This window comes from Desulfovibrio sp. TomC (genome assembly GCF_000801335.2).
GTDB lineage: Bacteria > Desulfobacterota > Desulfovibrionia > Desulfovibrionales > Desulfovibrionaceae > Solidesulfovibrio.
The window spans coordinates 87,181-113,022 of the sequence record NZ_JSEH01000016.1 but is presented as its reverse complement, the minus strand read 5'-3'; the positions used below and the strand labels follow the sequence as shown (position 1 = coordinate 113,022).

At 63.3% G+C, this 25,842-nt stretch carries 20 protein-coding genes; 6 read left to right on the top strand and 14 right to left on the bottom strand.

Features of this window, described 5'->3' with window-relative positions; translation table 11 throughout:
* Positions 1-54: 54 nt before the first annotated feature.
* Together ahcY and NY78_RS15430 are read right to left on the bottom strand one after the other, a co-directional pair.
* The gene (gene ahcY / locus NY78_RS15435; RefSeq protein ID WP_043637781.1) at positions 55-1,479 is read right to left on the bottom strand and encodes an adenosylhomocysteinase; all 1,425 of its coding nucleotides are present in this window, start codon (positions 1,477-1,479) and stop codon (positions 55-57) included.
* Complete coding sequence (locus tag NY78_RS15430; RefSeq protein WP_043637780.1) at positions 1,469-2,428, bottom strand: ArsR/SmtB family transcription factor; 960 nt, start codon at positions 2,426-2,428, stop codon at positions 1,469-1,471. Before NY78_RS15430 ends, ahcY begins: the two co-directional genes overlap by 11 nt.
* Before the next feature lie 191 nt (positions 2,429-2,619).
* On the opposite strand from NY78_RS15430, the gene NY78_RS24805 reads away from it, so the two are divergent.
* Positions 2,620-3,369: a hypothetical protein gene (locus NY78_RS24805; protein ID WP_156180961.1), complete on the top strand. Its 750-nt coding sequence runs from the start codon at positions 2,620-2,622 to the stop codon at positions 3,367-3,369.
* A gap of 149 nt (positions 3,370-3,518) precedes the next feature.
* Here the strand turns inward: NY78_RS24805 and NY78_RS15425 are convergent, their stop codons facing one another.
* The 5 genes from NY78_RS15425 to NY78_RS15405 all read right to left on the bottom strand — a co-directional run bounded on the left by NY78_RS15425 (position 3,519) and on the right by NY78_RS15405 (position 8,321).
* On the bottom strand, positions 3,519-3,740 hold the full coding sequence (locus NY78_RS15425; protein ID WP_156180960.1) for a type II toxin-antitoxin system PemK/MazF family toxin: 222 nt from the start codon (positions 3,738-3,740) through the stop codon (positions 3,519-3,521).
* Between the two features lie 12 nt (positions 3,741-3,752).
* Complete coding sequence (locus tag NY78_RS15420; RefSeq protein ID WP_043637779.1) at positions 3,753-4,763, bottom strand: radical SAM/SPASM domain-containing protein; 1,011 nt, start codon at positions 4,761-4,763, stop codon at positions 3,753-3,755.
* Positions 4,760-5,974 (bottom strand): AmmeMemoRadiSam system protein B, encoded by a 1,215-nt coding sequence (gene amrB / locus NY78_RS15415; RefSeq protein ID WP_043637777.1) that lies wholly within the window; start codon positions 5,972-5,974, stop codon positions 4,760-4,762. Before amrB ends, NY78_RS15420 begins: the two co-directional genes overlap by 4 nt.
* Positions 5,975-6,210: 236 nt before the next feature.
* Complete coding sequence (locus NY78_RS15410; protein ID WP_043637776.1) at positions 6,211-7,707, bottom strand: outer membrane homotrimeric porin; 1,497 nt, start codon at positions 7,705-7,707, stop codon at positions 6,211-6,213.
* A 119-nt stretch (positions 7,708-7,826) separates the two neighbouring features.
* Entirely contained in the window at positions 7,827-8,321 is a 495-nt protein-coding gene (locus tag NY78_RS15405; RefSeq protein ID WP_043637836.1) for an AmiS/UreI family transporter, read from the bottom strand.
* Between the two features lie 630 nt (positions 8,322-8,951).
* Here NY78_RS15405 and glmS point away from each other — a divergent pair.
* The 3 genes from glmS to pyrF are packed head-to-tail and all read left to right on the top strand — an operon-like array spanning position 8,952 to position 13,439.
* Positions 8,952-10,775 (top strand): glutamine--fructose-6-phosphate transaminase (isomerizing), encoded by a 1,824-nt coding sequence (glmS, locus tag NY78_RS15400; RefSeq protein ID WP_043637775.1) that lies wholly within the window; start codon positions 8,952-8,954, stop codon positions 10,773-10,775.
* 8 nt (positions 10,776-10,783) lie between these two features.
* Positions 10,784-12,733 (top strand): N-acetylmuramoyl-L-alanine amidase, encoded by a 1,950-nt coding sequence (locus tag NY78_RS15395; protein WP_043637772.1) that lies wholly within the window; start codon positions 10,784-10,786, stop codon positions 12,731-12,733.
* Between the two features lie 16 nt (positions 12,734-12,749).
* Positions 12,750-13,439 carry an orotidine-5'-phosphate decarboxylase gene (gene pyrF / locus NY78_RS15390; protein WP_043637771.1) on the top strand — a complete coding sequence of 230 codons (690 nt, stop codon included), beginning with the start codon at positions 12,750-12,752 and terminating at the stop codon, positions 13,437-13,439.
* 165 nt (positions 13,440-13,604) lie between these two features.
* Here pyrF and NY78_RS15385 read toward each other — a convergent pair whose 3' ends face one another.
* The 5 genes from NY78_RS15385 to rimO form a co-directional block, all read right to left on the bottom strand.
* Entirely contained in the window at positions 13,605-13,850 is a 246-nt protein-coding gene (locus tag NY78_RS15385; protein WP_043637770.1) for a hypothetical protein, read from the bottom strand.
* A gap of 117 nt (positions 13,851-13,967) precedes the next feature.
* On the bottom strand, positions 13,968-14,852 hold the full coding sequence (locus NY78_RS15380; protein WP_043637769.1) for a fumarylacetoacetate hydrolase family protein: 885 nt from the start codon (positions 14,850-14,852) through the stop codon (positions 13,968-13,970).
* A gap of 156 nt (positions 14,853-15,008) precedes the next feature.
* Positions 15,009-15,947: a signal peptide peptidase SppA gene (gene sppA / locus NY78_RS15375; RefSeq protein WP_043637768.1), complete on the bottom strand. Its 939-nt coding sequence runs from the start codon at positions 15,945-15,947 to the stop codon at positions 15,009-15,011.
* Positions 15,934-17,664, bottom strand: a complete 1,731-nt coding sequence (locus tag NY78_RS15370) for a 30S ribosomal protein S1 (RefSeq protein ID WP_043637767.1) — start codon at positions 17,662-17,664, stop codon at positions 15,934-15,936. The genes sppA and NY78_RS15370 overlap by 14 nt, the downstream gene beginning before the upstream one ends.
* Before the next feature lie 566 nt (positions 17,665-18,230).
* Positions 18,231-19,529 carry a 30S ribosomal protein S12 methylthiotransferase RimO gene (gene rimO, locus NY78_RS15365; RefSeq protein WP_043637766.1) on the bottom strand — a complete coding sequence of 433 codons (1,299 nt, stop codon included), beginning with the start codon at positions 19,527-19,529 and terminating at the stop codon, positions 18,231-18,233.
* Between the two features lie 125 nt (positions 19,530-19,654).
* On the opposite strand from rimO, the gene NY78_RS15360 reads away from it, so the two are divergent.
* Positions 19,655-20,275: an XTP/dITP diphosphatase gene (locus NY78_RS15360; RefSeq protein WP_043637765.1), complete on the top strand. Its 621-nt coding sequence runs from the start codon at positions 19,655-19,657 to the stop codon at positions 20,273-20,275.
* A gap of 246 nt (positions 20,276-20,521) precedes the next feature.
* Here NY78_RS15360 and NY78_RS15355 read toward each other — a convergent pair whose 3' ends face one another.
* Positions 20,522-21,457, bottom strand: a complete 936-nt coding sequence (locus NY78_RS15355) for a LysM peptidoglycan-binding domain-containing protein (RefSeq protein WP_043637764.1) — start codon at positions 21,455-21,457, stop codon at positions 20,522-20,524.
* 76 nt (positions 21,458-21,533) lie between these two features.
* Positions 21,534-22,571, bottom strand: coding sequence for an OmpA family protein (locus tag NY78_RS15350; RefSeq protein WP_043637763.1), 1,038 nt, complete (start codon positions 22,569-22,571; stop codon positions 21,534-21,536).
* Positions 22,572-22,907: 336 nt separating this feature from the next.
* Here NY78_RS15350 and NY78_RS15345 point away from each other — a divergent pair, with 336 nt between their 5' ends.
* The gene (locus tag NY78_RS15345; protein WP_043637762.1) at positions 22,908-25,820 is read left to right on the top strand and encodes an insulinase family protein; all 2,913 of its coding nucleotides are present in this window, start codon (positions 22,908-22,910) and stop codon (positions 25,818-25,820) included.
* Positions 25,821-25,842 lie beyond the last annotated feature (22 nt).

Below are 25,842 nucleotides of genomic sequence, written 5' to 3'. Positions count from 1 at the left end.
CCATGGCAACAGAGCCACGACGTCCCCGGCCGGGATTGGGAGGGTGAACGTTGCTTAGTAGCGGTAATGGTCCGGCTTGTAGGGGCCGGCCGCGTCCATATGCAGGTAGGCGGCCTGGGCCGGGGTCAGGGTCTCAAGCCGGGCGCCGAGGCGTTCCAGGTGCAGGCGGGCCACTTCCTCGTCCAGCAGCTTGGGCAGGGTGTAGACGCCGACGGCGTACTTTTTGGTGGCCAGCTCGATCTGGGCCAGGGCCTGGTTGGTGAACGAGTTGGACATGACAAAGCTCGGGTGGCCGGTGGCGCAGCCGAGGTTCACCAGCCGGCCTTCGGCCAGCATGAGGATGGAGTTGCCCGAAGCCATGGTCCATTTGTCGACCAGGGGCTTGATCTGGTCCTTTTTGCAGGTCGGGGTGTTTTCCAGGTAGGCCACGGCGATTTCAGAGTCGAAATGGCCGATGTTGCAGACAATGGCCCCTTCGCGCATCTTTTCCATGTGCGCGCCGGTGATGACGTCGCAGCAGCCGGTGCAGGTGACGAAGATGTCGCCCTGGGAGCAGGCGTCGTCCATGGTGGTGACTTCGTAGCCTTCCATGGCCGCCTGGAGGGCGCAGATAGGGTCGATCTCGGTGACCAGGACGCGCGCGCCAAAGCCCTTCATGGAATGGGCGCAGCCCTTGCCCACGTCGCCGTACCCGGCCACGACCACGACCTTGCCGGCAACCATGACGTCGGTGGCCCGCTTGATGCCGTCGGCCAGGGACTCGCGGCAGCCGTAAAGGTTGTCGAACTTGGACTTGGTGACCGAGTCGTTGACGTTAATGGCCGGGAAAAGCAGCTCGCCGGCCTGCATCATCTGATAGAGGCGATGGACGCCGGTGGTGGTCTCTTCGGACACGCCGCGGATCTTTTTGGCCATGCGGTCAAAACGGCCGGCATCGGCGGCCACGACCGCTTTGATGCGGTCCATGATGATGCCCATTTCCTTGTTGTCGGCCGGGGCATTCAAGACTTTGGCATCCTTGGCGCATTTGACGCCGTGGTGGATGAAGAGCGTGGCATCGCCGCCGTCGTCAACAATCAGGTCCGGGCCGGAGCCGTCAGGCCAGGTCAGCGCCATCTCGGTGCACCACCAGTAGTCTTCGAGCGTCTCGCCCTTCCAGGCATAGACGGCGGCCAAGCCGTCGGCGGCAATGGCGGCGGCGGCGTGGTCCTGGGTCGAATAGATGTTGCAGGAGGCCCAGCGCAGATCCGCGCCCAGGGCGTGCAGGCACTTGATCAGCATGGCGGTCTGGATGGTCATGTGCAGCGACCCGGTGACGCGCAGGCCAGCCAGGGGTTTGGAAGCACCGTACTTCTTGATGACGGACATAAGGCCCGGCATTTCGTTTTCCGACAGCTGCATTTCCTTGCGGCCCCAATCGGCCTGGGCCATGTCGGCCACCAGATAGGGCAGGGTCAGATCAAGGGCTTTAACGCTCATGGGGATCTCCTTTCAGAGGATGTTGACGGGGCGCGGCCACGGCTCTGGCGGCGACAAGCCCCTTGTTGACGGGATGCGTGGACCACGAGTCCAGGGTAAACCCGGCCCGGTCCAGCCATTCAACCAGTTTCTCCCGGGAAAAGCCGAGCCAGCGGTCGCCGAAGCGCCGGCGCATGGCTTCGTCCTCGTGGGGAGTGAAATCAATGACCACCAGCCGTCCGGTCGGGGCCAGCACCCGGCGGGCTTCGGTGAGCGCCGTGGCCGGATCGGGCAGATGGTGCAGCGTCAGGCAGATGACGGCAAAATCGGCCTCGCCATCGGCCATGGGCAGGTGTTCGAGTTCGCCCATGCGCACGCTGACCGGCAACCCCAGGCTTCGGCGTTCGGCCAGGGCCAGCATGGAGGGTGAGCTGTCGACGCCTATGACGGCCCCGGCCCGCTCGGCCAAAACCGGCAGCAGGTCGCCCGGTCCGCAGCCGAGGTCGGCCGCAGCCCCAACGCCGGCCGGCATGACCTCGCGCACCAGGGCGGCGGGATCGACATCCCCCAGGACCTCGCGGCGAAGGGTGGCCCAATCCGAGGCGATGTCGTTGAAAAAGCGGCGCGTTTCCAACCGGCGTTCGCGCAAGACGGCGTCCACGGCGGTCAGGTCGCTGTCCGGCCCGGCCGTCTCCAGAAATGGGGCGAGGCAGCCGAGGAATGACGCCTCGCGCCCAACAGTGGTGGCGCTGTAAAAGGTCCAGGCCCCTTCGCGCCGGCTGACCAGCAGCCCGCAGCCGACCAGTATGGAAAGATGGCGCGACACGCGCGACTGGCCCATGTCCAGCACGCTGGTGATTTCCCCGACCGACAGCTCATGGCGCGACAGCACGCGCACCAGGCGCAAGCGCGTCTCGTCGGCCAGGGCCTTGAACCAGGGGAGTGGGGTGGCGTCGTCGTTAATGAGCATATCAAGATATCCTGATATGTGGGTGTAGTGATTTCGTCGGGGGGTGTCAAGGGAGGATGGATTATACTTATCGCTTAAAATTAGGTGTGGCACGAGAGTCGTGGGAACTGGCTGGCGAAGGGTTCGCAAAATAGCTTGACAGGGAGATGTGCTTATATATAAAAATAGATAAAAGATAAATTGGGGGCAAGATGGTACCATTCACATATTATGGTGATCTCGTTGGTGTTACATCGCTCTATAGTGTTGATCCTAAGCTAGGGTATGAAGCTCTTGACGGATTTTATAATACTGTATTTAATTCATTATCAAGTTACATGGATGAACATCAAGATGTAAAAGTATGTATGTTTAGTGATAGCATGGTGATGTATGGTGATGACGCAAGTAGTGCACTTAAAGAGCTTCAGCTTGTGTATTTAAAATTAATTCATACTAAAAAATTATTGCTTCGAGGTGCAATGGTAAGTGGTAAGATAGATTTTGATCCACGATTTACAATTGAAACTTTTCAAAAACATTTACCGAAAGGGACAGAACTTGTTCGGGCTGTTGCATTGGAGAGTAAGCATAAAGGGTCGCGCCTCTTGGTTGAAAATGAACTGGCAGGAAATTTACTGAATGAAGTCAAAAGTTGGCGTACAGTATCTGGATATGTCGATAATATTTTAGGCCAACCGGTTATTGGCATTGATGATATAAGACGAAGAATAATTCAGGCACCAGAGGGTTTCGCCTATGAGTACCTTTATTTTTGGCAAACAGATAGGATTGTTGATAGGAACGTTCATGACGAGAGATTTGTAAAAGAGAGGTTGGTAGAGATAGGTAAATATCCTCGAAAGGATGTTGCGCTGCATTATTCTGAAACAATTTCTTTGCACAATAGGTCTAGAGATAGAGAGAAATATACAAAAAAAGAACTTGGAGTTAGTGAATAGAAAGAATTTCTAGATCATGCACAGAACGGCTACCAGCAGTCGGCGTAGCCGTCGAGCGGCGTGCCAGAGTCGAAGAAGTTTCAGAACTCCCAGTAACTAGCTGATTTTCAAGTAGATCTCCCTCTCCTTGTCGCCGGGTACGTGCCCCCTCACCCCATAAGCGTGGCCAACCGCGCCAACACCTCATCCATGACCCCCACCGGCACACTCTCCAACTTTCTCGCGCGCCGCGCGGACAAGTCGATAGCCTGGGGCTGATCACAGCGCACCACACCCGTTGTCTGCGTGCCGGTCCCGGACAGTGGCACGGCGAAGCCGGCGGTGCGGGCGACATGGCAAGCCCGCCCGCCTGAAGGCGTCGGCTGCGCCACTTCTCGAAAAAGCTACTCCACGTCCACCCAAAACGAGCGCCAGCAGCCGGCGCAGCCGCCCGGCGGGGTGTCGGTGTCGTGGCAGTAGCGGAATTCGCGGTAGTCGGGATCGTTCCAGATGGCGGCCAGGGGGGTGTTGTGGAGATTGCCGCGCACGTCCCGGGGGAAGGGGACGGTGTGGCCGTGGAAGCGGTAGCCGGCCGGGTCGGCGATGGGCACGTTGCGCAGGGCGCACGGGCTGACTGCGCCGTCGGCAGCGATGAAAAGCGAGGCGGACGGCTTGTCCGGGCAGCGAAAGCGGGTCTGGCCGCCGTGAACCAGCCGACTGTCCAGGCGGATGCCCAGTTCGTTGGCGGCCTTGGCCGTGGCGCGCAGTCGGGCGGCTACGGCGTCGAAGGCGTCCTGATCGGTGGGAACCAGGGTGTCGTATTCCGTCTCCGGGCCGGTGGCGTAGGACAGGGGCCGGATGGAGGCTGCCGTGGCCCCGATGTCGGCCAGGAAACGGGGCAGGGCGGCAAGTTCGGTGTCCAGGCCCGAGCTGGTCAGGGTGTAGCGCACCCGGATTTCCGGCAGCGACGACTGGTGCACGGCCTTGACCGTGGCCAGCCGGTCGATGGCGGCCAGGACGGCATAGAGGCTGGTGCCGCGCCGGCGAAAATTGGTGTCTTCGGTCAGCCCGGCCAGGGGGAAGACCACGGCGTCAATGTCGTCGCGCACCAGCGCGGTTGCCTGTTCGTCGTCCAGGCGGCTGCCGTCGGTGACCAGCACCGTGCGCGCCCCCCGGTGCTTGGCCAGGGTCAGCATGGTCAGAATGTCGGGGTTGGCCAGGGAGTCGCCCCAGCCGTGGAAACGGATTTCCGTGACCGCCACGATCTCGCGCAGCATCTTTTCAAACACGGCCGCCGGCAGATCGTGGTCGAGCCAGCGGCGCTTGTGCCCGGCCCGGATGGTGTAGCCGACCTCCGCCCGGCTGCGCGAGGAGGCCTCGATGAGCAGGTGGTCGAGAACCAGCGGTGCGCTCATCTGGCCGTAAACGCCGCCGCCGCAAAGGACACGGCCGACAGGGTGGGCGCTTCGCGCATGATGTCGTGGCCCAAAAGCACCATGGCGGCCGGAGGCAGCACCTCGGCCAGGGTGCCAAGGGCGGTCAGGCCGCAGACGTTGTAGGCGTCGTCCACCCGGGCCGATTCGGCCCAGAAAGCGTCCGGGTCGCCGGCGGCCAGGGCGTCGAGCAACGCCCGGTCATGGGCCAGCGCGGCCTCTTCCAGGGCCTCGGCCGGCTCGGCGTGGCCGAATTTGCCGCCGATGTGGCAAAAATCCACGCCGGCGACAATGAGCGTGCCGGGCTGGCGCACCAGTTCCGCCAGGGCATCAAGAAACGGCCCGGTTGCGTCCCGGAAGGCCCGGCGCGAGGTTTCCGTTAACAGCCCGGCCGGGGAGCCGCACAGGATGGGCACCATGGCAAAGGGCGTTTTTTTCAGGGTGTGGTGCAAAAATACGGCCTGAAATTCAATGGAATGCTCGGCCTTGTGCGGCAGCTCGGACGGGTCCACGCAGCCCTGCCCGGCCTGGCGCAGCCGGGCCACGGCCGCGGCGTCCACCGCGACTTCGCCAAGGGGCGTGGCAAAGGGCTTGTCGGTCAGACAATAGAGTCCGGCCATGAGCTGGTGCCCGACGCCAAGGACTATGACCCGGCTGGGGGCGCAGCCCCGGATGGCGGCGTAGGCGGCGGCATAGCCGGCCCGACCGGCCTCGGGGTCGATGTGCGGGGCGATGATGGCCAGAGGGGCGGCGTCGGCTGTTGCCTCGGCCGGGGCTTCGGCCAGCAGCTCGTCGAGATAGCCGGCCAGAGCGGCCGGCGTATCGGGATAGGCCTGTCCGGCAAACACGGTGTCGCGCCGGGGGGCGGCGGCAAATTCGGCGGCAATGGCTGCCTTGCGCTCCCGGTAGCCCGGGGAGTCCATCAGTCCGGCCGTGTCCAGCTGGGCCACCAGTCCGGCCACGTCTTCGGCGGCCACCAGCCGGCCGCCCTGGGCTTCGGTGACGGCAGCCGCCACCTCGGCCAGGGTATGCCGGCCGTCCAGAAGGGCCAGGACCGGCAGGACCCCGGGGGGGATGCCGGTGCCCCAGGGCACGATTTCCAGGCGGTCGCGCACCAGGATGGCGGGCTGGCCTTCGTGGTCAAATGGAATGAACTCCAGGTCATGGCGGGCGCGGGGATTGTCGGTGCTCATGGGCGGCAACGGTAGCGTAGCCGGCCGGCGTTGGCAACGCCAGGGGGCGGTTGGAGGGGGGCTGTTCTGGCCCGGCAACAGAGCCAGCGCCGGGGCAGGGTAGGGCCAGAGCCAGGGCCAGCGTTGATCCAAGGTAGGGCCAGAGCCAGGGCAGGGCCGGGGCAAGGCAGCCGGGCGCAAAAAAGGCCGGAGCCCTTTCGGACTCCGGCCCTGCGTCGGTCGGATGGCGTGGTTGGCTAGAAGGTGTACTTGAGACCGAAAGACACCTTCCAGGCATCTTCGGCCTTGTTGGCCAGACGGCTGCCCCAGACGCTCTTCTGGAAGGCGCTGGGGTGGGCCCAGCCGGTTTCCATGATGAGCGCCAGGTTGTCATAGAGCATGTACTTGGTGTCGAAGTTGAGGCCCATGACCCATTCCTGGGCGGTCAGGTCGCGGCCCATGACGAAGATGGGATTGGAACCAAGCACCGCGTTGGCGTAGCGGATGGCCTTGGAGGAGTTGGTGCCGTGGACGAAGGCGAAGGTCAGTCGCTGGGACAACTTCTCGATGAAGCTGATGTTGTTCAGCGATGCGCCAGCACCCCAGGCGCCAAGGGGCGAGATGCCCATGTTGGAGCCCTTGACCAGTTCCTGTCCGCCGTCGAACAGGAAGCTGTTGCCGGCGTTCCAGGACTGGGTGCCGCCGTTGTGCTCGCCGCCGCGGCCGGAGCCGGGGAAGAAGTTGGGCATACGCTCGGAACCGTTGCGGGTGGAGCTGTCTTCACCGGTGGACCAGAAGCCGAAGGCCTGGGGGGTGACCATGGTCAGGCCGGTGTATTCGGCGGCGGCGTCGATGAACCAGCCGTTGCGCACGTTTTTCTTGTACTCGTTCATGCCGTGCTGGCCCCAGATCACGTCGGCGTAGAACTTGAAGGGATCAAGCGCCGTGACTTCCAGGGTGGAGCCGGCCCACAGGGCGGTGATGAAGTTGTTCTTCCAGCCGACCGGAGCCATGGAGAACAGGCCCGAGGAGATCAGGCCCTCGGCCCATCCGCCGCCTTCCAGGTAGTGGCCGCCTTTGCCGCCGACGCCAAAGAGTGCCCACGGGGTGGCTTTGAAGCCTTCCACGGTAATGGGCAGGGCCAGCAGGTAGCCCTCTTCGTTGGCGTACACGTCATTGGTGGTCGGAGCGTAGGTGCGGTCGCTTGAGATGGTGCGCACATAGCCCAGGATCATGGTCAGGTGGTCGTCGATGAGCGGCGCGGAGACGATGAGGCTGGCGACGTCTTCGTCGAACACGATGCTGCCGGCAAAAAAGGAACTCTGGGGAAGGGCGGCCGGCTGCAGACCGGCGGTGATGGAGACGTCGCAACCGGGCCATTTGAAGGACAGGTAGGCCTGGTAGACTTCCATGGACACGGTCGGGTTGGCGGCGGTCAGAGTGCCGTGGCCCCAGGTGTCCTCCACCTTGATGCCCAGACGGAATTTCACGGCCTCATTGGCAATGAAGTCGCTGCGCAGGCGGAAGCGTTCCCAGATTTCGAAGCGATCTTCGGTCCGGGTCCCGGCTTTCTGGACGGCGCCGGCCTCATTGGTCCATTTGCTGCTGTTCCATCCCGTGAAATTGCGGTTGGCAAAAAAGTTGCCGTAGACCAGCGCGTCGCCCGTCATCCGCACCTCGGTGGCTGCCTCGGCACGGACTGCGGCCGTCATCACCAGGGCGGCCGCCACGATCAAAAGCAGAAAGCGTTTCATGATTCCCTCCTCCGAAATGACGTAAAAACCCCTCTGAAACAGATTTGAAACCCAACCGACGCAGAAAATCGAACAGGCCCGGGCCGCAGAAACAGACCGGGCCGAGAGTCGCACAAGCGTTAGAAAGGCAGTGGCTTTCCAGCAAGCAACAAAAACGCAGGAATGTAAAGCCCGATGGGAACCCAGATGATAAGCGACCAGGCAAGAACCTTGCCGGACAGCTTGCCATAGGCGTTCAGCCATACTTCCAGCGTCAGGACGGTGTAGCCGGCACAAGCCAACGTGAAATAGTTGCTCCCCTTCACATGGTAATACATCAGCATGTAGATGAAGGATACGATGGCCACCGTCAGACTGACGTTTCCGACGGAATGCATGCTTTCCAAGCCGGTCAGCAAGGCAAAAGCGACCGTGCAGTAGAGCAGCCCGTGGGCGAAAAGCAGGCCGGCCGTGAAGGCGTCGTTTTGGATGGCATTCACAAATGCGCCGAGTACGACGCAGATACCGACGAAGGCGCAGATGGCCCCCGTGCCTTTGGCTTCACCGTAGCCGAGAAAGAGCAAAGCCACGGGCAGCCACATTAAGGAAATGGCAATCAAGATAGCCAGCGTCATCGTGTCCCCCCACCGTTTCTGGTTGATCCGCTTGAAAAAACCTCCCGCCACGCGTCTGCCGTTTACGCCACAGCGTCGCGCCGTCCGGGTCCAGTGGAGGCGAAACGCACCGAGTGCCCCAGCATGCGCTGTAGCCCGTGGCGGCAGACCCGCGTCCGGAGGCAGCGCAAGCGGAAAAAACACGCTGTCTTTTCGCTTGATTGGGGTTGCGCCGGGCATAGCAAGTATTGGCCCGTTATAAAAAATGAATTATTTTAAATAATTACGTTTTGCGGCGGCGGCGCTTCCTTTTTGGGTGGGACACCTGCACACAGAAATCGTTGTCCCCTGATCCAGAGTAGGCCGGGGTCGATTGTTTTGTCCTGTGATATTGGACTGTTGGCAGAAATGAGACTTTTTGTCCAAAACGGAGCCGCCGGTGGGTCAAAATTTCACACACGGCAAGAGCGGGTCAAAATGTCTCATAAAAAACGTCGCCAGCTGCTGCCCGTACCCGCCCGGTTGCAACACGCGCCAAGCCGGGCTAAAGCTCGTCAGAGCACGGCATGGGACCGCGGACGGCCACAGCGGCCGATTTGCCTGACCAGCCGACAAGCGGCTTGCGCCCACGGCGCGCCAGGAGGCCATTCTATGTGCGGCATCATCGGATATTGCGGACATCGGCCGGCTGTCCCGGTTATCATCGAAGGGCTTAAACGTCTGGAATATCGCGGCTACGATTCTGCGGGCGTGGCTTTTCTCCAAGGGAAGGACTTGGTTTCGGTCAAAGCCGAAGGCAAGCTCGCCAACCTGGAAGCCAAACTCGCAGCGCAAAATATCTATCTGGCCACCTCCGGCGTCGGCCACACCCGCTGGGCCACCCATGGCCTGCCCACCGAGAAAAACGCCCACCCCCATCTCGACGCCGCCCGGGCCATCGCCCTGGTCCACAACGGCATCATCGAGAATTACCAGGAGCTCAAAAAAGAGCTGGCCGCCGCCGGCATCCGCTGCGTCTCGGAGACCGACACCGAGGTTTTAGCCCAACTTGTGGGCCTGTATTTCAAGGAAAAAGGCTCCCTGGCCGAGGCCGTCTCCACCGCCCTGGCCCGGGTCGAAGGGTCCTACGCCATCGTGGTGGTCAGCCGCGACAACCCGGGGATGCTCTACGCCGCGCGCAAGCATTCGCCCCTGGTTCTTGGCGTCGGCGTCGGGGAAAATTTCCTGGCCTCGGACATTCCGGCCTTTCTGCCCTACACCCGGGAAGTGGTTTTTCTTGACGACGGCGAGATGGTGCGCATCGACGCCGGTTCCTGGCAGGTCATGGACGCCGCCACCCTGGCTCCCATCGAAAAGGACGTCCGCCACATCTCCTGGGACGTGGCCGCGGCCCAGAAGGGCGGCTACAAGCATTTCATGCTCAAGGAAATCTTCGAGCAGCCGCGCGTTATTGCCGACTGTCTGGCCGGACGCATCGACCGGACCACGGGACAGGCCGTGCTGCCGGAACTCGAAGACATCCCGGCCCCGGAGCGGCTTTTTATCGTGGCCTGCGGCACGTCGTACCACGCCGGGCTGTGGGGCATGTATCTGATGGAGCAGTGGGCCGGCATCCCCACCCGGGTGGAGATCGCCTCCGAACTGCGCTACCGCGACCCCATTCTCGGTCCCGGCGACACGGTGGTGGCCATCAGCCAGTCCGGCGAGACCGCCGACACCCTGGCCGGCATCCACCTGGCCAAGGCCCGGGGGGCCAAGGTCATCGGCCTTTGCAACGTGGTCGGCTCAAGCGTGGCCCGCGAGGCCGACGTGGTACTCTACACCCAGGCCGGACCGGAAATTTCCGTGGCCTCGACCAAGGCCATGTGTTCCCAGCTGACCCTGCTGACGCTGATGGCCCTGGCTTTTGGCCGCAAGCGCGGCGTGTTGCCGGCGGAGGTGGCCGAGAAGTGCCTGCCGGCCCTGGAAGCGCTGCCGGCCGAACTCGACGCCGCCCTGTTCGGGATGCGCTCGCGGGCCCAGGAGCTGTGCCGGGTCTACAGCGAGGCCAAAAGTTTCCTCTATCTCGGCCGGGGGCTCGACTATCCCATGGCCCTGGAAGGGGCGCTCAAGCTCAAGGAAATCTCCTACATCCACGCCGAGGGCTATGCCGCCGGCGAGATGAAGCACGGCCCCATTGCGCTTATTGACCCCAAATTCCCGTCCTTTGCCCTGGCGCCGCTCGACAGCCTCTATCCCAAGGTCAAGTCCAACCTGCAGGAAGTCCAGGCCCGGGGCGGCAAGATCATTGCGCTGACCAACCCCGGGGCGGATCTCGACGTGGACCATCCCTGGGAGGTGCCGGCCGGTTGGGGACCGCTGTCCACCTTCTTCATGCTGCCGGCGCTCCAGCTTTTTGCCTACGAGATGGCCGACTATCTGGGCAAGGACGTGGATCAGCCGCGCAATCTGGCCAAAAGCGTCACGGTGGAGTAGGCAGGGGCGTGAAGAAACTTGTCGCAGCCATACGGGCCGGGAGGGTGGTTCCCGCCGTCCTGGCCCTGGCTCTGGGCCTGGCGGGATTGGCCCTGCTGCCGGGCCGGGCCGGGGCCGCTGGCCTGGAGAGCCGCTACGACAAAGCCGTGGCCCGCTTTGAGGCGCTTAAAAAGGATGCCGCGTCGTCGGGCCGCCGGGATTTGTGGAAGGAGCTGGACGGGGACTTTGCCGCTGTGGTCAAGGCCGGCGGCAACACGTCGCTGGCAGCCAAGGCGCTTTATTATGAGGCCTGGACCACTGCCGAACTGGCCCGGCGTTCCGCCCTCGACGCCGACTACGAGGCGGCTGCCGGCCTGTACCATCGGATGGCCGCCAGCTTTCCCACCCATGCCTGGGCCGATGACGCGTTGCTGCGTCGGGCCGTCATCCTGGCGGAAAATCTCAAACGGCCGGCCGAGGCCAAGACCGATCTCGAAACCATCCTGCACAAGTACCGCAAGGGCGATATGGCGGCCCAGGCCCGCAAGTTCCTGGCCGGCTTTGCCGAGGCCCCGGCGGACAAAGTCGCTTCGGTCGCCAAACCCGCCGCCCCGGAGCCGGCCAAAGCGTCGGCCGGGCCGGCTGCATCCGCCACACCGGAGCCAGCCAAAGCGTCGGCGACATCGGCTGCGCCCGCCGCATCGGAGCCGGCCAAAGCCTCGGCCGCGCCGGCCAAGGCTGTCGGTCCGGCTGCGGCTCTGGCCACGCCGGCCAAACCGGCCACCCTGTCCAACGCCGCCTTGGAAACGACCCCAAGCGGCAGCCGGCTGACCCTGACCCTCTCCCGGGAAACCGCTTTTCGCTACCAGATCCTCGACCAGAAGCGTCCCAGCGGCGAACCGGTCAAGCGGCTGTATATTGATCTGGACAACACCCGCACCAACACCAAGACCGGCACCGAACGCCGGTTTGCCAACGGCCCGGTGTCGCGGCTTCGGGCCGGCTACTTCACCCCGGAAACCGTGCGCGTGGTCCTGGAGCTGGAAAGCCTCGGCACATATGAAATCCGGTCCGAGGCCAACCCCTTCCGCGTGGTCCTGGACCTTTCCGGCGACAAGGCCAAGCCCCGGGGCGAAACCGCCGAGGCCGCGCCCGCGCCTGCCAAAAAGGATGCCTCGGCCCGGGAGGTCAAGGCCCCGGTCACGCCGCCGCCCCTGCCCGCCGCGCCGACCCCGAATCTGCGCCCGCCGACGGCTGCCCAGAAAAATGCCGGCAGCCTCCTGGAGCAGTTCGGCCTGTCCGTGCACACGGTCATGATCGATCCGGGCCACGGCGGCAAAGACCCGGGCGCCCAGGGGATAAACGGCCTGACGGAAAAGGACGTGAACCTGCGCTTTGCCCGCATCCTCGGCGAGGAGCTGCAGAAAAAAGGGCTCAAGGTCATTTACACCCGGGCAAACGACACGTTCATTCCCCTGGAAACCCGCACCGAAATGGCCAACTCCAAGGCGGCCGATCTTTTTGTTTCCATCCACTGCAACGCCCACGGCGATGCCGGCTCGGCCGGCCTTGAGACCTATTCCCTGAACCTGGCCACCACCCAGGAGGCCGTGCGCGTGGCTGCCCGGGAAAATGCCGCCTCCCAGAAGAAAATCAGCGACCTGCAAGCCATCCTGACCGACCTCATGCTCTCGGCCAAGACCGCCGAATCCAAGGATCTGGCCAAGCTGGTGCAAAAGCGGGCCATTTCCGGTCTGCGCGGCGACTACCACACCCGCGACCGGGGACCCCACGAAGCGCCGTTTTTCGTGCTGATCGGGGCCAACATGCCGGCCGTGCTCATCGAACTGGGCTATATCACCAATCCCGACGACGCCAAGCGGCTGGCCTCGGACGCCTATATGCGCGCCCTGGCCCAGGGCATGGTCGACGGCATCCTGGCCTATAAAAAACGCCTCGAACGCTACGCCAATCTTTAACCCACCCTATACCGCCATGCCTGCACAACATCCGCCCCAAAAGCGCCTCATCGTGGCCCTGGACGTGCCGACCGCCGCCGAGGCCCTGGCCCTGGCCGATTCCCTGGCCCCCCAGGTCGATTTTTTCAAGGTCGGCCTGCAACTGTTCCTCGACGCCGGCTTTGCCGTCTGCGACGCCCTGGCCAAGCGCGGGCACAAGGTCATGCTCGACCTCAAATTTCACGACATCCCGCAAACCGTCGCCCTGGCCACGGCCCAGCTGGCCAACCACGACATCGCCCTGGCCACGGTGCATGGCTATCCGCAGGTGGTGGCCGCTGCCGCCAAAACCAAGGGCAGGACCAAGATCCTGGCCGTCACCGTGCTGACCAGCCTTGGCCGCGAAGAGCTGGCCCAGTCCGGCTTCGCCGGCTCCCTGGCCGATCTGGTGCGCCTGCGGGCCGAGACGTCCCTGGCTGCCGGCGCGGACGGCATTGTCTGTTCGCCTCTGGAAACAGCCCTGGTGCGCAAGGCCGTCGGCCCCAAAGCCATCATCGCCACCCCCGGCATCCGGCCCCTGGACAGCGCCAGCGACGACCAGACCCGCACGGCCACGCCCCACGCCGCCGTCAAGGCCGGAGCCGACTACATCATCGTCGGCCGGCCCATCACCAAAGCCGCCAGCCCGATAACGGCCGCCCGGGAGATCCTCGACGAGATCGGATGAGCGCGGCGACAGAGTGTTGCGGGCCGGCAGCCCGACACAGAGGAGGGGGACGACGCTGGGCATCGTCCCCTTTGTTTTGGCTCAAGGCGGGAAAGCGCGGCCGCGCATGGCCGCCGGACAGTCTCCTGCCGACCGTGCAATCTCGGCCGCATCTCCCGGCCGGCTTCAGCCTCCGGCCGTCGCCCCGGCCATGGCTTGCTTTGCCGCTTCCCAGTCCTCGGGCTCGCAGAAATCTTTTTCGATGATTTCGAAAAATTCACCAGGCTCAAGGTGCAGAGCCGGCATGTCCGGATGTTTGCGTTTGAGCCAGGTCGGGGCCTCGCGGGCTTCGTCCACGTTGTCGGCGCTAAAGACGACCAGCGGCGTCCGGGACGTCGCACCGCACTTGTACAGCAGATACGATTTTGTCATGACACCCTCCGCCGGTTTGGCAGCGTACCCGGTCCAATCAAACGTCCTCCAGGAGGGGATTCCAAAGGGACGCAGTCCCTTTGGCCGCCGGAGGCATCCTCCGCCTTCCGCCTTCTCCTATTCTTCTCCCACGCACGGCGCGTCGGCCACGGGATTTCTCAGGACGCCGTAGCCTTCCAGTTCGATCTCGCAGACATCGCCGGGTTTGAGGAAATACGGGGGTTTCTGGGCAAACCCAACGCCCGAGGGGGTGCCGGTGACGATGACGTCGCCGGGAGAAAGCGTCATGGCCTCGGACAGGCTGGCAATGAGCGCGGCCACGCCAAAGAGCATGTCGGCCGTGGAGCCTTCCTGCATGACCCGGCCATTGACCCGGGTGGCCAGGAACAGGCCCCGCGCCCCGGGCGGCAGTTCGTCGGGCGTGCACAGCTCCGGCCCGAATGCGCCGGTGCCGTCGAAATTTTTGCCCAGAAACCACTGGGAGGTGCGGAATTGGTAGTCGCGCACCGAGCCCTCGTTGAAAAGCGCATAGCCGCCCACGTGGGACAGGGCGCGGGCCTGGGGGATCAGCCGTCCGGTTTTGCCGATGACGACTGCCATCTCTCCCTCAAAATCGAGTTTGGTCGAGACCGTCGGGCGCAGCAGCGGTTCGTTGTGGGCCACCAGGGTCGTGGCCATGCGGCCGAAAAAAGTCGGATAATCGGGCAGGTTTCGCGGATCGATCTCCACGGCGTGGTCCACGTAGTTAAGCCCCACGCAGATGATCTTGTCGGGATTGGGCACGGGCGGGAGCAACCGGACGGCTGAAAAGCGCATCCTGGCGGCATCCGGGGCCTTGGCGACGGCCGCGCACACGGCTTCGGCCGCTGCTTCGCCGCCGGCCAGAAAGGAGACCATATCGCGGGGCAGGCAGGGATCGGCCGCAGCCAGATCAACCAGCACGTCGCCCAGGCGCACGCCCAGGCGGGGACCGGCACTGTGCAAAAAGGTGACGAGACGCATGGGGACTCCTTCAGGGGCGATTTTTCACACTAGAAGGAGCGCCGGTTTCGCGTCAAGAATGGAACGGCCGGCCGCCATGACGGTTTGTTCATGGTGCGGCCTGCGAAACATCCGATCGCGGCAGGCGAAGGATGGCAGGCAGGCGGGAAAAGGCTTTTAGCGACTTTGGGGAAGGGGTTGGCCGCCGTCCAGCAGATCGGCCAGGGTGGACAAGGCCGCCAGGCCGCGGGCGTCGGGCAGGTGCAGGGCGGAGGACAGTTTGTCGAAGATGCTGGTTTTCTTTTTGGGGCCTTTGAAAAGCGGCACATCCCCGGTCAGCCCAAGCTCGGCCTTGAGGGAATCCACGGCTTCTTCCTGGCCGCCCAACTCGTCCACCAGCCCCAGGGCCTTGGCCCGCATGCCGGTCATGGCCCGGCCGTCGGCAATGAGCGCAATGGCTTCCTTGGAGAGCTTGCGTTCGGTGGCGACATCGCCGGAAAACTGGGCGTTGAGGTCAGTGATGAGGCCTTCCAGATAGGCGCGTTGCGCATCGCTTAGCTGGCGAAACGGACTGCCGGCGTCCTTGAGTTTCCCGGTGGTCAGGGACTCGAAATTGACCCCGAGCTTTTGCAACAGCTCCTGGGCATTGGCCAGCTGGGTGATGACCCCGATGCTGCCGGTGATGGTGCCGGGATTGGAGAAGATCCGATTGGCCCCGCAGGCGGCATAGTAGCCTCCCGAGGCGGCCACGGCGGAGAAAGACGCCACAACGGGCTTTTGGGCGGCAAGTTTTTTGACCGCCATGTACATTTCCTGGGACGGGCCAAAGGCTCCGCCCGGGGAGTTGATGCGCAGCACCACGCCCTTGACGGTCTTGTCGTCGCGCAGTTTGCGGATAAACGACACCACGTCTTCGGCATCGGCGATGGGTCCTTCGATGCGGACCAGACCCAGGCGGGCCTCGGGCTGGCCGAAGAGGGAGTCCCCTTCCTCGTCATGCCCAAGGACGCCAAAAGCGGCCGCGACCCCGAAAACCAGGATCACGGCCGCAAGCGCTATCAGGCACCCGAACAGAGCCGGGTGCCTGGCAGTAAAGGGCGAGTTAGCGTTGGGCATCCTCTTCCAGCTTCTGGCGCAGCAGCTCGCCCAGGTTGCTTCCGGTGTCGGAAGGACCGGCGGTGCGGAACTCCTTGGCCTTCTTCTTGTCTTCCTCGTCCTTGATAGACTTGATCGACAGGCCCAGGCGGCGCTCGTCAGCAGAGACGTGGATGACCTTGGCTTCGATCTCGTCGCCTTCCTTGTAGAGTTCAGCCGGGGTCTTGACCTTCTTGCGGCTGATCTCGGAGACGTGGACGAGACCTTCGATGCCTTCCTCGACTTCAACAAAGAGGCCGAAGTCGGTGATGTTGGTCACCGTGCCCTTGACCATGGCGCCGACCGGATAGGTGTCGGGCACGCGGGTCCAGGGATCTTCGGACAATTGTTTGATGCCAAGGGTGAACTTCTCGTTTTCCTTGTCGACGGTGAGGACCTTGGCCATGACGATGTCGCCGCTCTTGAACATCTCGCCCGGATGGCGGACCTTTTTGGTCCAGGAGATGTCGGAGACGTGGATCAGACCGTCAATGCCGTCCTCGATGCCGATGAAGATGCCGAACTCGGTGATGTTTTTCACCGAACCCTCAAGGATGGTGCCCTCGGGGTACTTCTCGGCCACGATGTCCCAGGGGTTGGGGCGCACCTGCTTCATGCCAAGGGAGATGCGCTTCTTGTCCGGATCAACGGACAGGACGACCACTTCGACTTCGTCGCCGACGTGGACCATCTGGCTCGGGTGGCGCAGTTTGCGGGTCCAGGACATCTCGGAGATGTGGACCAGCCCTTCAACGCCCGGCTCCAGCTCGACAAACGCACCGTAGTCCACAAGGTTGGTGACCTTGCCGGACAAACGGGTGCCTTCGGGATATTTGCCAGCGATGTTTTCCCAGGGATCGGCCACCAGCTGCTTCATGCCCAGCGACACCTTCTGCTTGTCCTGGTCGAAGGAAAGGACCTTCAGTTCCAGTTCGTCGCCGAGGTGCACCAACTCCTTGGGATGCTTGATGCGCTTCCAGGACATGTCGGTGATGTGCATGAGGCCGTCGAGGCCGCCGAGGTCGACGAACACGCCGTACTCGGTGATGTTTTTGACCCGACCGGTAACGGTCTGGCCCTCTTCGAGGGTCTTGAGGAGGTCTTTGCGCATGGAATCCCGACGCTCTTCCAGGAGCACGCGGCGGGAGACGATGACGTTGCTGCGACGGCGGTTGATCTTGAGAACGCGGAATTCGAATTCCTGGCCGACCAGGGCATCCATGTCGGGCACGGGGCGCAGATCGACATGGGAGCCGGGCAGAAAGGCTTCGACGCCGCCGAGATCGACCGTGTAGCCGCCTTTGATGCGACGCACGATCTTACCGCTGATGACGTCATCTTTTTCCTGAATTTCCTCGAGCTTATCAAAAAGCTGCATCCGTTTGGCCCGCTCGCGGGACATGATGATGGTGCCTTCGGATTCGTTCTTGGAGACGACGTACACGTCGATCTGGTCGCCAACTTTGACTTCCATTTCGCCGAGTGCGTCCAAGAATTCGCTGACGGGGATCTGGCCTTCGGACTTGAAGTTGACGTCCACCAGGACGTGCTCCTTGCCGATGCGAACCACGACGCCCGGGGTTATGGAGCCTTCTTCCAGGTCGCCGAAATCCTCATTGAGGTAATTTTCCAGCGCGTCCTCGAAGTTGACTTCCATATCCATGTTAGAATTGTTCTGCATTTCCTGAGTTTTGTCCATGAGTTGACCTCCAACGCGATCTATCCCTCTGAAAAGGATTTGTGGTAATAGCAGAAACACGGGCTGGGCACAACCGTAATGTGCCCCACCCCGCCGGATGAAAAGATCCGAAAAATCGGCCGAAATCCTGAGTCGAAAAGGGCTTGGATATCGAGGTCCACCCAGAGGGCGGCATAGGCTAAGGCCGCATCAATCTGCCTGATCGCGGACGATAGCACACTGTTTAGGCCAAAGATACCAGCGGAATTGGCGACAAGGCTGTTGGTTTGGGCCGCAACACCCGACCGCAACTGGAGATGCCGTCGGTTTCCCCGGGGAGCTTATTTGGGGAACCATTTGCGGTGTGGCCCGTGTTCTTTTTTGCGGACGGACGGGGAGGTCGCAATAGACTGTAAATCCAGCCCAAAATGGGCTGCCGGCTCCCGAATCGGGCGCAACCCGAGCCGTGAACGGTCCCGGCCAAGCCCTATTTCGTCCTTGACCCCCACCTGCGTCCATAAAAAATCGGAGAAAGCCTCGGGCCTGTTGCGGCCCCGGACACCCAAGGCCAGGAGTTTTGGCCCGGCCTAGGTCAGACTGACCAGATCGTAGTCCTTGGAGTCTTCGATGGTGGCCGTCACCATGGCCCCGGGGGCAACGCCCGGGCCGCTGACATAGGTCACGCCGTCGATCTCCGGGGCCTGGAACCAGGTGCGGCCCACGTGCAGGCCCGGCCACTCCGGATGCACGCTGTCCACCAGCACCTCCATGTCCGTCCCCACGTACCCTTCTAAAATATCGGCGCTGATCTCGCGCTGGGCGGTCATGATCGCATCCACCCGCCGCGCCTTGACGTCGCGGCGCACCTGCCCGGGCATGGCCGCCGCCGGCGTGCCGGCCTCGGCATGATAGGGAAACACGCCGACATGATGGAGCTTGGTCTCATTCACAAAATTGAGCAGCGTTTCAAAATGTTCCTTCTTTTCACCCGGCAGGCCCACAATAAACGTCGAGCGCAGGGCCGCCTGCGGGAAATGGCGGCGCACCCGCTCGACAATCACCTCGGCCGCCGCCGCCTTGGGCCGGCCCATGGCCGCCAGCATGTCCGGATGCACATGCTGAAAGGGAATGTCGAAATAGGGCACAAACGGCCGCCCGGCCCCGGCCAGATAGGCGAGCAGACTATCCGTCATGCCGGACGGATAGAGATAGAGCAGGCGCAGCCATTTGAGGCCGGCAAGCGGCAGGAGCGCATCGAGCAGGTGTTTGAGGCCGTCTTTCTGCCCCAGGTCGCGGCCATAGGCGGTCACGTCCTGGGCCACCACCACGATTTCCGAAGCGCCTTTTTCCAGGAGCCGCCTGGACTCTGCGACCAGGGAATCCATGGGCCGGCTGACCAGTCCGCCCCGGATCGAGGGAATGGTGCAGTAGCGGCAGGCGTGGTCGCAGCCTTCGGCTATCTTGAGATAGGCATACGACGGCGGCGTGCTGGCCAGCCGGCCCGTAGGGGCGGCCGGTTCCGCGCCCAGGGCTGCGGCCAGCCGGCCCGGGATCAGATCCAGCTCGGAGGGCAGGCCCCAGATGTCCACCTCGGGCAGGCCGTCGCGCAGGTCCTGGCCAAAGCGGGAAGGCAGACAGCCGAGCACCGCCAGCACCGGACGAGGGGTCAATTCGCGGATGGCCTCCGAGGCCTCAAGGATGGCGGCGACCGATTCTTCCACGGCCGGCGCAATAAACGAGCAGGTATTGATGACCACCAGATCGGCTGCGTCCGGGCTCTCGGCCGGAGTTGTCGCAAAGGGCAGGCCGCCGAGCACGGCCTCGGTGTCCACCCGGTTCTTGGGGCAGCCAAGGCTTATGGTGTGGACGCGGTATATCTTTGACATGGGTTTCGTTCCATCCTTGCAGGCAGTGTGTCGCCGGGCTACCATGGGAAGGCCCGGAAGGCAAAAGCAGCCCCGCGAGCGGCTGGGCCACTGCCGCCGCAGGCCGGAAAATTGAAGGAGTTTCGATGGATGCGACGTGTTCACCTGCCGCGACAACCGTTGTCCTGGCCACCCGCAATGCCGGGAAAATCAAGGAATTAAACGCCCTTCTCCACGGATTTGGCGTGACGGTGCTCGGACTGGCCGATTTTCCGGCCATCGGCGAAATAGCCGAAACCGGCGACACCTTTCTGGAAAACGCCCGTATCAAAGCCCAGGCCGTCTGCCGGGCCACCGGCCACATCAGTCTGGCCGACGACTCCGGGCTGTGCGTCGATGCCCTGTCCGGTGCGCCCGGGGTGCGCTCGGCCCGCTACGCCGGCGAGGACGCAACCGATGCCGCCAATAACGCCAAGCTCCTGGCTGCCCTGGCCCATGTGCCGGAAGCTGACCGGACCTGCCGTTTCGTGTCCGTGGTTGTGGCCGCTGCACCCGATGGCCGCGAACTGATTGCCGAGGGCGCCTGGGAAGGCCGGGTGGCGACTGCCCCGGCCGGAGTCGGCGGCTTTGGCTATGATCCGCTTTTTTTTGACCCGGCCGCCGGCAAGACCGCAGCCGAATTGACTGCCGCTGAGAAAAACGCCTGCAGCCACCGCGGCAAGGCCCTGGCCGGACTGTTGGCGCAGTGGCGCGATTGGCGCGCGTAAGATGAGGGGGAGAAAGGGGAGGCAGAAGACGCCTCCGGCGGCCGGGAACGAAGGCAGAAGATGCCTCTGGCGGCGGGGGGGATGATCCCCCCGAACCCCTGCAACGGGAGACGTTTGTAAAGGGGTTTTGGGAGTGACTGGCAAGCCGGTCGGCTGCGGACCGGCTTGCCAGGGCTGCGCTTGAGCACGCAATAAAAAAGCCCCCCGGACAGCGGTCCGGGGGGCTTTCTCGTCAAACGCCGGCGCTTATCGCCAGGCTTTATTCTTGCCGGAATAGCTGAAAATCTCGCGGATGGCTTCGTCTTTTTCCGTCCAGGGACCACGCAGGGCGGCGTCCTTGGTCGGGGCCACCGAGGTGTAGACGCGCTGGGTGTAGGTAATGTGGCCGACATAGGGCGTGTGGTCGTACTCGACCCGCTTGACCTCGGCCCCGAGCGAATCGCGGATGATGACGCGGTAGGTGGCTTCCCACTGGCTGCCGACCTGCCGGATCTTTTTGTTTTGGGCCGTGCCGACGCCCAGGCGGTCGAGTTCGTCAACCCACTTTTGGGCATAGCGCCAGAATTCGTCGCGAATGGCCTGGGGGACGTCGGTGGTGTTGCCGATGACGCCGGTCTTGCCGAAGGAAGCCCGCATCTTGTCGCTGACTTCGACTGTGGGCGAGGGGACGGCCAGGGGCTCGTCCTTGCCTTTCTTGCCTTTTTTGCCTTTGACCGGCTTTTCCTCGACAACGCCCGGGTCCATGGCTTCCTTTGACTTGCCTTTGCGGGCGGTCGCATCGGGCTTGATCGCCTCAGGGGCGGCAGCCAGGGGAGCGGGAGTCTTGGCCTGGGCCGTGTCGGCAGCTGCCGGCTGCGGCGTCTTGGCTCCCGGCGCGGCAACCGGCGCGGCAGCCGGAGCAGCGGTCTTCCCGGGGATGGTAAGGGTTTGGCCGGCCTTGAGCTTTTTAGCGTCGGCCAGTCCGTTTGCCGCCAGCAGTGCTTTGGCGTCCAGGCCGAATTTCTTGGCGATGACAGCCACGGTATCGCCCTTCTCGACCTTGTAGGTCAGGGGCTTGGGCTGTTCAACGACAATTTTCGGGGCAGGCCCGTCAGCAGGATAGATGGATAATCCGGCGGAGGCCACGCTGGTGACGGCGAAAATCAGGAGAGCGAGGGAGACAAGGATCTTGGAGGTGGGCATGGGGTTTTTCTCTCCGATCAAAATACAAGGCCAGACGCCCCGAAGGGCGTCTGGCCAGTGAGACGTCGAGTCTCAACTACATGGACTTGAACTTGATGACGCAACGACGGTTCAGAGCGCGGCCCTGAGCGGTCTTGTTGGTGGCGACCGGGTCGGACTCGCCGAAGCTGATGGTCTCGATGCGGCTCGAATCAATGCCCTTCTTGACGAAGAAAGCCTTGACGGAGTCGGCGCGGCGCTGACCAAGCTTCATGTTGTACTGCTCGGAGCCGATGGAGTCGGTGTGGCCTTCAAGGACGACCTTCATGCCGGTCTTCGACTTGATGATGGCGGTGCCTTCTTCAAGAACGGGCACGAACTCGGGCTTGATGTTGTACTTGTCGAAGTCGAAGTAGATGCTGCGGAAGACGACGATTTCGTCTTCGATCCACTCGTACAGGGCGCACTCAAGGAACTTCTCGCGGGCGGCTTCGTTACGAAGCAGCTCTTCGCCGAGCTCGATGCAGTTGCACTTGCCCAGAGCGGCAATGGCCTTCAGAACCTGCTGGCCATGCTTGCTGTCGGACAGGTCAACGATGTAGAAGCACAGGTTGTCGCCGTACTTGGCCTTCAGGGACTGGGCAACGGCCACGGGGTCGACGCCGCAGTTGGAATCGCCGTCAGAGAAGATGAACACGCCGGTCTTTCCGGAAAGGGTGGAAAGGGGCAGCTTGTCCAGATCTTCCAGGCCCTTGCCCATGGGGGTCATGCGGCCGTAGACGGTGTAGTCGGTGTTGATCTTTTCGATGGCGGGAGCCATGGTGGCCTGCTTGAACGGGGCCATCGCGGCGTACTCTTTGTACGGGGCGAAGGTGTACAGGCCGGCCTTGTAGCCAAGCTCGGGGGTCATCTTGTTGAGTTCACGGGCCAGGGACTTGGCCATCATGATCTTGGAGACGCCGCCAAACTGCACATAGCGCTGTCCCTTGTAGGAAAACGCCATGGAGCTGGAATGGTCGATAAAATAAATGAAGTTATCGACTTTCGGGACCTGCTTCTTCGCCATGGCCGGGCCGCTGAAGCCCAGCAGCAGGGCAACCAGGGCCACCAACAAAACTTGAAGTTTCTTGTTCATAACTCCCTCCTCGGAGATGTGAATGAGATTCACCCTTGCCAAAAAAAACCCTCATTAGCCTAGAACGGGAATTCGCCGCCCGCGGGGGCAAGGAATCCCCAGCCCCTCAAGTCGCTTAATTCGTTGAATTAATGACAGTCTGAGGCGCTTCCCTCTGTTCTCCAGTTAAAATATAGTTCATTTTTCTCCCAGGCGCAAGTGGATGCGCCCCCTTTCCTCAGCCACGGACCGATGCGAACCTGATCGGTTCGACCCCTATAGCATATTTTGCCTGAATGTGTACAAAAAAGGTCGCCGGCCATATCCCGGCAGGTAACGACCAACGTAGGAGCCACGATGTCCCGAACCCATGGTTTTTCCGTCCTTCGCGACGAATCCCTCGACGAATACGCTGCCCGGGCAATGGTGTTGCGCCACGACCGTACCGGCGCCGAACTCCTTTCCCTGGTCCTTGACGACGCCAACAAGGTGTTTGGCGCGGCTTTTCGCACCCCCCCGGACTGTTCCACCGGCGTGCCCCATATCCTTGAGCATTCCGTGCTGTGCGGGTCGCGCAAATACCCGGTCAAGGAGCCGTTTGTCGAACTGCTCAAGGGGTCGCTCAACACCTTTTTAAACGCCTTCACCTACCCCGACAAGACCTGCTATCCCGTGGCCTCGACCAATGTCCGGGATTTTTACAACCTGGTTGACGTCTATCTCGACGCCGTGTTTTTCCCGCGCATCCCCCGGGCCGTCTTTCTTCAGGAAGGCTGGCATTTCGAATGGAACCCGGCCGGCGAACTGATTCGCAGCGGGGTGGTCTTTAATGAAATGAAGGGGGTTTATTCCTCGCCCGATTCGGTTCTCGGCGAATTCTCCCAGCGCCTGCTGTTTCCCGACACCACTTACGGCGTCGATTCCGGCGGCGATCCCAAGGTGATCCCCACCCTCAGCTACGAGGCCTTCAAGGCCTTTCACGACACCTATTACCATCCGTCCAACGGCCGGTTCTTTTTTTCCGGCGACGACGATCCAACCGAACGGCTGCGCCTGCTTGACGACTATCTGGGCCGTTTCGAAGCCCGCCCGGCCGCCGTGTCGGTGGCCCGCCAGCAGCCCTTTGCCGCGCCCAAAACCGTGGTAATGCCCTACGCCGCCGCCCCGGGACAGGCCGATCGGGCCTTTGTCACGGTCAACTGGCTCCTCCCCGACGTGGCCGACCAGGATCTGGTCATGGTCTTTGATGTCCTTGAGCATGTGCTGATCGGGCTGCCGTCCTCGCCCTTGCGCAAGGCCCTGCTCGACAGCGGCCTGGGCGAGGATCTGGCCGGCGGGGGCCTTGAGACCGAGCTGCGCCAGATGTTTTTCTCGGTTGGTCTCAAAGGGATAAAGCCCGGCACCTCGGCTGCGGTGGAGCAGCTCATCGTCGACACGCTCACCCGCCTGGCCGCCGAAGGCCTGCCGGCCGACGCCGTGGAAGCCGGGGTCAATGCCCTGGAATTCTCGCTTCGGGAAAACAACACCGGCTCGTTCCCGCGCGGGCTGTCCATGATGCTGCGCGCCCTGACCACCTGGCTGCACGACGGCGATCCGCTGACCCCCTTGCGCTTTTCCGGTCCGCTTGGCCGCTTGAAAGCCCGTCTGGCCGCCGGCGAGCGGGTGCTGGAGGACGCCTTGCGCCTGTGGCTGCTCGACAACCCCCACCGCGTGGCCCTGACCCTGGCCCCGGACACCGAACTCGACGAACGTCGGCTGGCCGAGGAAAAGGCCGAACTGGCCGCCGTGGCCGCCGCCTTAAGCGACGCCGGCCGCACCGCCATTGAAGCGGATTTGGCCGCCTTGCGCCAGTTCCAGGATACCCCGGACGCCCCGGAGGATCTGGCCAAAATCCCCAGTCTGGCCCTGGCCGACCTGCCCCGGGACGAAGCGCCCATTCCCCAGCGCGTCGTGGCCCACGGCGAGGCCGAGCTGTTGCTCCATCCCCTGGAAACCTCGGGCGTGGCCTATCTGGATCTGGCCTTTCCCCTGGCCGGCGTGCCGGATCATCTGGTGCCGCTGACCCCGCTTTTCGGCCGGGCGCTGCTGGAGCTTGGCACCGAGCGCTATGACGCCGTGACGCTCACCCGGCGCATTGCCGCCAAGACCGGCGGCATTGCCCGCGAGGTCCTGGCCGCCGGCGTGGTGGACGCCGGTCCGGACGCCGTGGCCGCCCGGCTGGTGCTGCGGGCCAAGGCCACGGTGGAAAAGATGCCGGAACTCTATGATATCCTGTCTGAAATCATTCAAAAAACAGACTTCGGCAACCGCGAGCGGTTCAGCCAGATGGCGGTGGAGGCCAAGTCGCGCCTGGAGCGGCGGCTGGCTCCGGCCGGCCATGCCACGGCCGGATCGCGGCTGCGTGCCCGGTACACCCTGGCCGGAGCCACGGGCGAGCGGCTGCGCGGCGTGTCCCAACTGCTCTATCTGCGCCAGCTGGTGGCCCGGTTGGGGGATGACTACGAGGGCGTGCGGCGCGATCTGGAAACCCTGCGGGATCTGATTTTGACCCGTGCCGGGACCATGGCCGGGCTGACCGTGTCCGAGGGGGCGATGCCCGACATGGAGCGCTCCCTGGCCGCTTTCCTGGAAACCCTGCCCGCCGCTGCGGCGACGCCCCAGGCCTGGACGCGCCCGGAGTTGGCTGCGGCCGAAGGCATGGCCATTCCGGCCCAGGTCCATTACGTCGGCGTCGGCCTTGACCTCATCCCCACCGGCTGGACCTTTGACGGCGCGGATCTGGTGGCCAGCCGCTACCTGCGCATGGCCTATCTCTGGGACCGGGTGCGGGTGCGCGGCGGCGCGTACGGCGCGTTTTGCTCCCTGGACCGCATCGGCGGGCAGGCGGTCTTCGTCTCCTACCGCGACCCCAACACCGAGGCCACGGTCGAGATCTTCAAGCAGGCCGGGCGCTATCTCATGGACGCGGACTTTTCCGACGAGGAGATGACCCGGGCCGTGATTGGCGCGATCGGCGACATTGACGCCCACATGCTGCCCGACGCCAAGGGCCATGTCGCCCTGGCCCGGCGGCTGACCGGCGATACGGCCGAACGCCGGGCGGCCCTGCGCGCCCAGGTGCTCGGCGCGGGCATGGCCCGGTTCCGGGAGTACGGCGAAGCCCTGGACGCTGCGGCCAAAAACGCCTCGGTGGTGGTGCTGGGACCGACGTCGTCCCTGGACGCCCTGGGGGCGGCAGTGCCCGGTCTGTCGCGTCTCGACGTCCTGTAAGCCGGACGAGCCGGCCCTCGGC

Excerpts from the sequence above, each read along its gene's own strand:
- NY78_RS15385 (WP_043637770.1), bottom strand. The coding sequence starts at position 13,850 with ATGACAAAATCGTATCTGCTGTACAAGTGCGGTGCGACGTCCCGGACG.
- pyrF (WP_043637771.1), top strand. The coding sequence starts at position 12,750 with ATGCCTGCACAACATCCGCCCCAAAAGCGCCTCATCGTGGCCCTGGAC.
- NY78_RS15405 (WP_043637836.1), bottom strand. The coding sequence starts at position 8,321 with ATGACGCTGGCTATCTTGATTGCCATTTCCTTAATGTGGCTGCCCGTG.
- sppA (WP_043637768.1), bottom strand. The coding sequence starts at position 15,947 with ATGCCCAACGCTAACTCGCCCTTTACTGCCAGGCACCCGGCTCTGTTC.
- NY78_RS15380 (WP_043637769.1), bottom strand. The coding sequence starts at position 14,852 with ATGCGTCTCGTCACCTTTTTGCACAGTGCCGGTCCCCGCCTGGGCGTG.
- NY78_RS15420 (WP_043637779.1), bottom strand. The coding sequence starts at position 4,763 with ATGAGCGCACCGCTGGTTCTCGACCACCTGCTCATCGAGGCCTCCTCG.
- rimO (WP_043637766.1), bottom strand. The coding sequence starts at position 19,529 with ATGTCAAAGATATACCGCGTCCACACCATAAGCCTTGGCTGCCCCAAG.
- NY78_RS15350 (WP_043637763.1), bottom strand. The coding sequence starts at position 22,571 with ATGAACAAGAAACTTCAAGTTTTGTTGGTGGCCCTGGTTGCCCTGCTG.
- NY78_RS15410 (WP_043637776.1), bottom strand. The coding sequence starts at position 7,707 with ATGAAACGCTTTCTGCTTTTGATCGTGGCGGCCGCCCTGGTGATGACG.
- NY78_RS24805 (WP_156180961.1), top strand. The coding sequence starts at position 2,620 with ATGGTACCATTCACATATTATGGTGATCTCGTTGGTGTTACATCGCTC.
- NY78_RS15360 (WP_043637765.1), top strand. The coding sequence starts at position 19,655 with ATGGATGCGACGTGTTCACCTGCCGCGACAACCGTTGTCCTGGCCACC.
- NY78_RS15370 (WP_043637767.1), bottom strand. The coding sequence starts at position 17,664 with ATGGACAAAACTCAGGAAATGCAGAACAATTCTAACATGGATATGGAA.
- NY78_RS15430 (WP_043637780.1), bottom strand. The coding sequence starts at position 2,428 with ATGCTCATTAACGACGACGCCACCCCACTCCCCTGGTTCAAGGCCCTG.
- NY78_RS15355 (WP_043637764.1), bottom strand. The coding sequence starts at position 21,457 with ATGCCCACCTCCAAGATCCTTGTCTCCCTCGCTCTCCTGATTTTCGCC.
- ahcY (WP_043637781.1), bottom strand. The coding sequence starts at position 1,479 with ATGAGCGTTAAAGCCCTTGATCTGACCCTGCCCTATCTGGTGGCCGAC.
- NY78_RS15345 (WP_043637762.1), top strand. The coding sequence starts at position 22,908 with ATGTCCCGAACCCATGGTTTTTCCGTCCTTCGCGACGAATCCCTCGAC.
- glmS (WP_043637775.1), top strand. The coding sequence starts at position 8,952 with ATGTGCGGCATCATCGGATATTGCGGACATCGGCCGGCTGTCCCGGTT.
- amrB (WP_043637777.1), bottom strand. The coding sequence starts at position 5,974 with ATGAGCACCGACAATCCCCGCGCCCGCCATGACCTGGAGTTCATTCCA.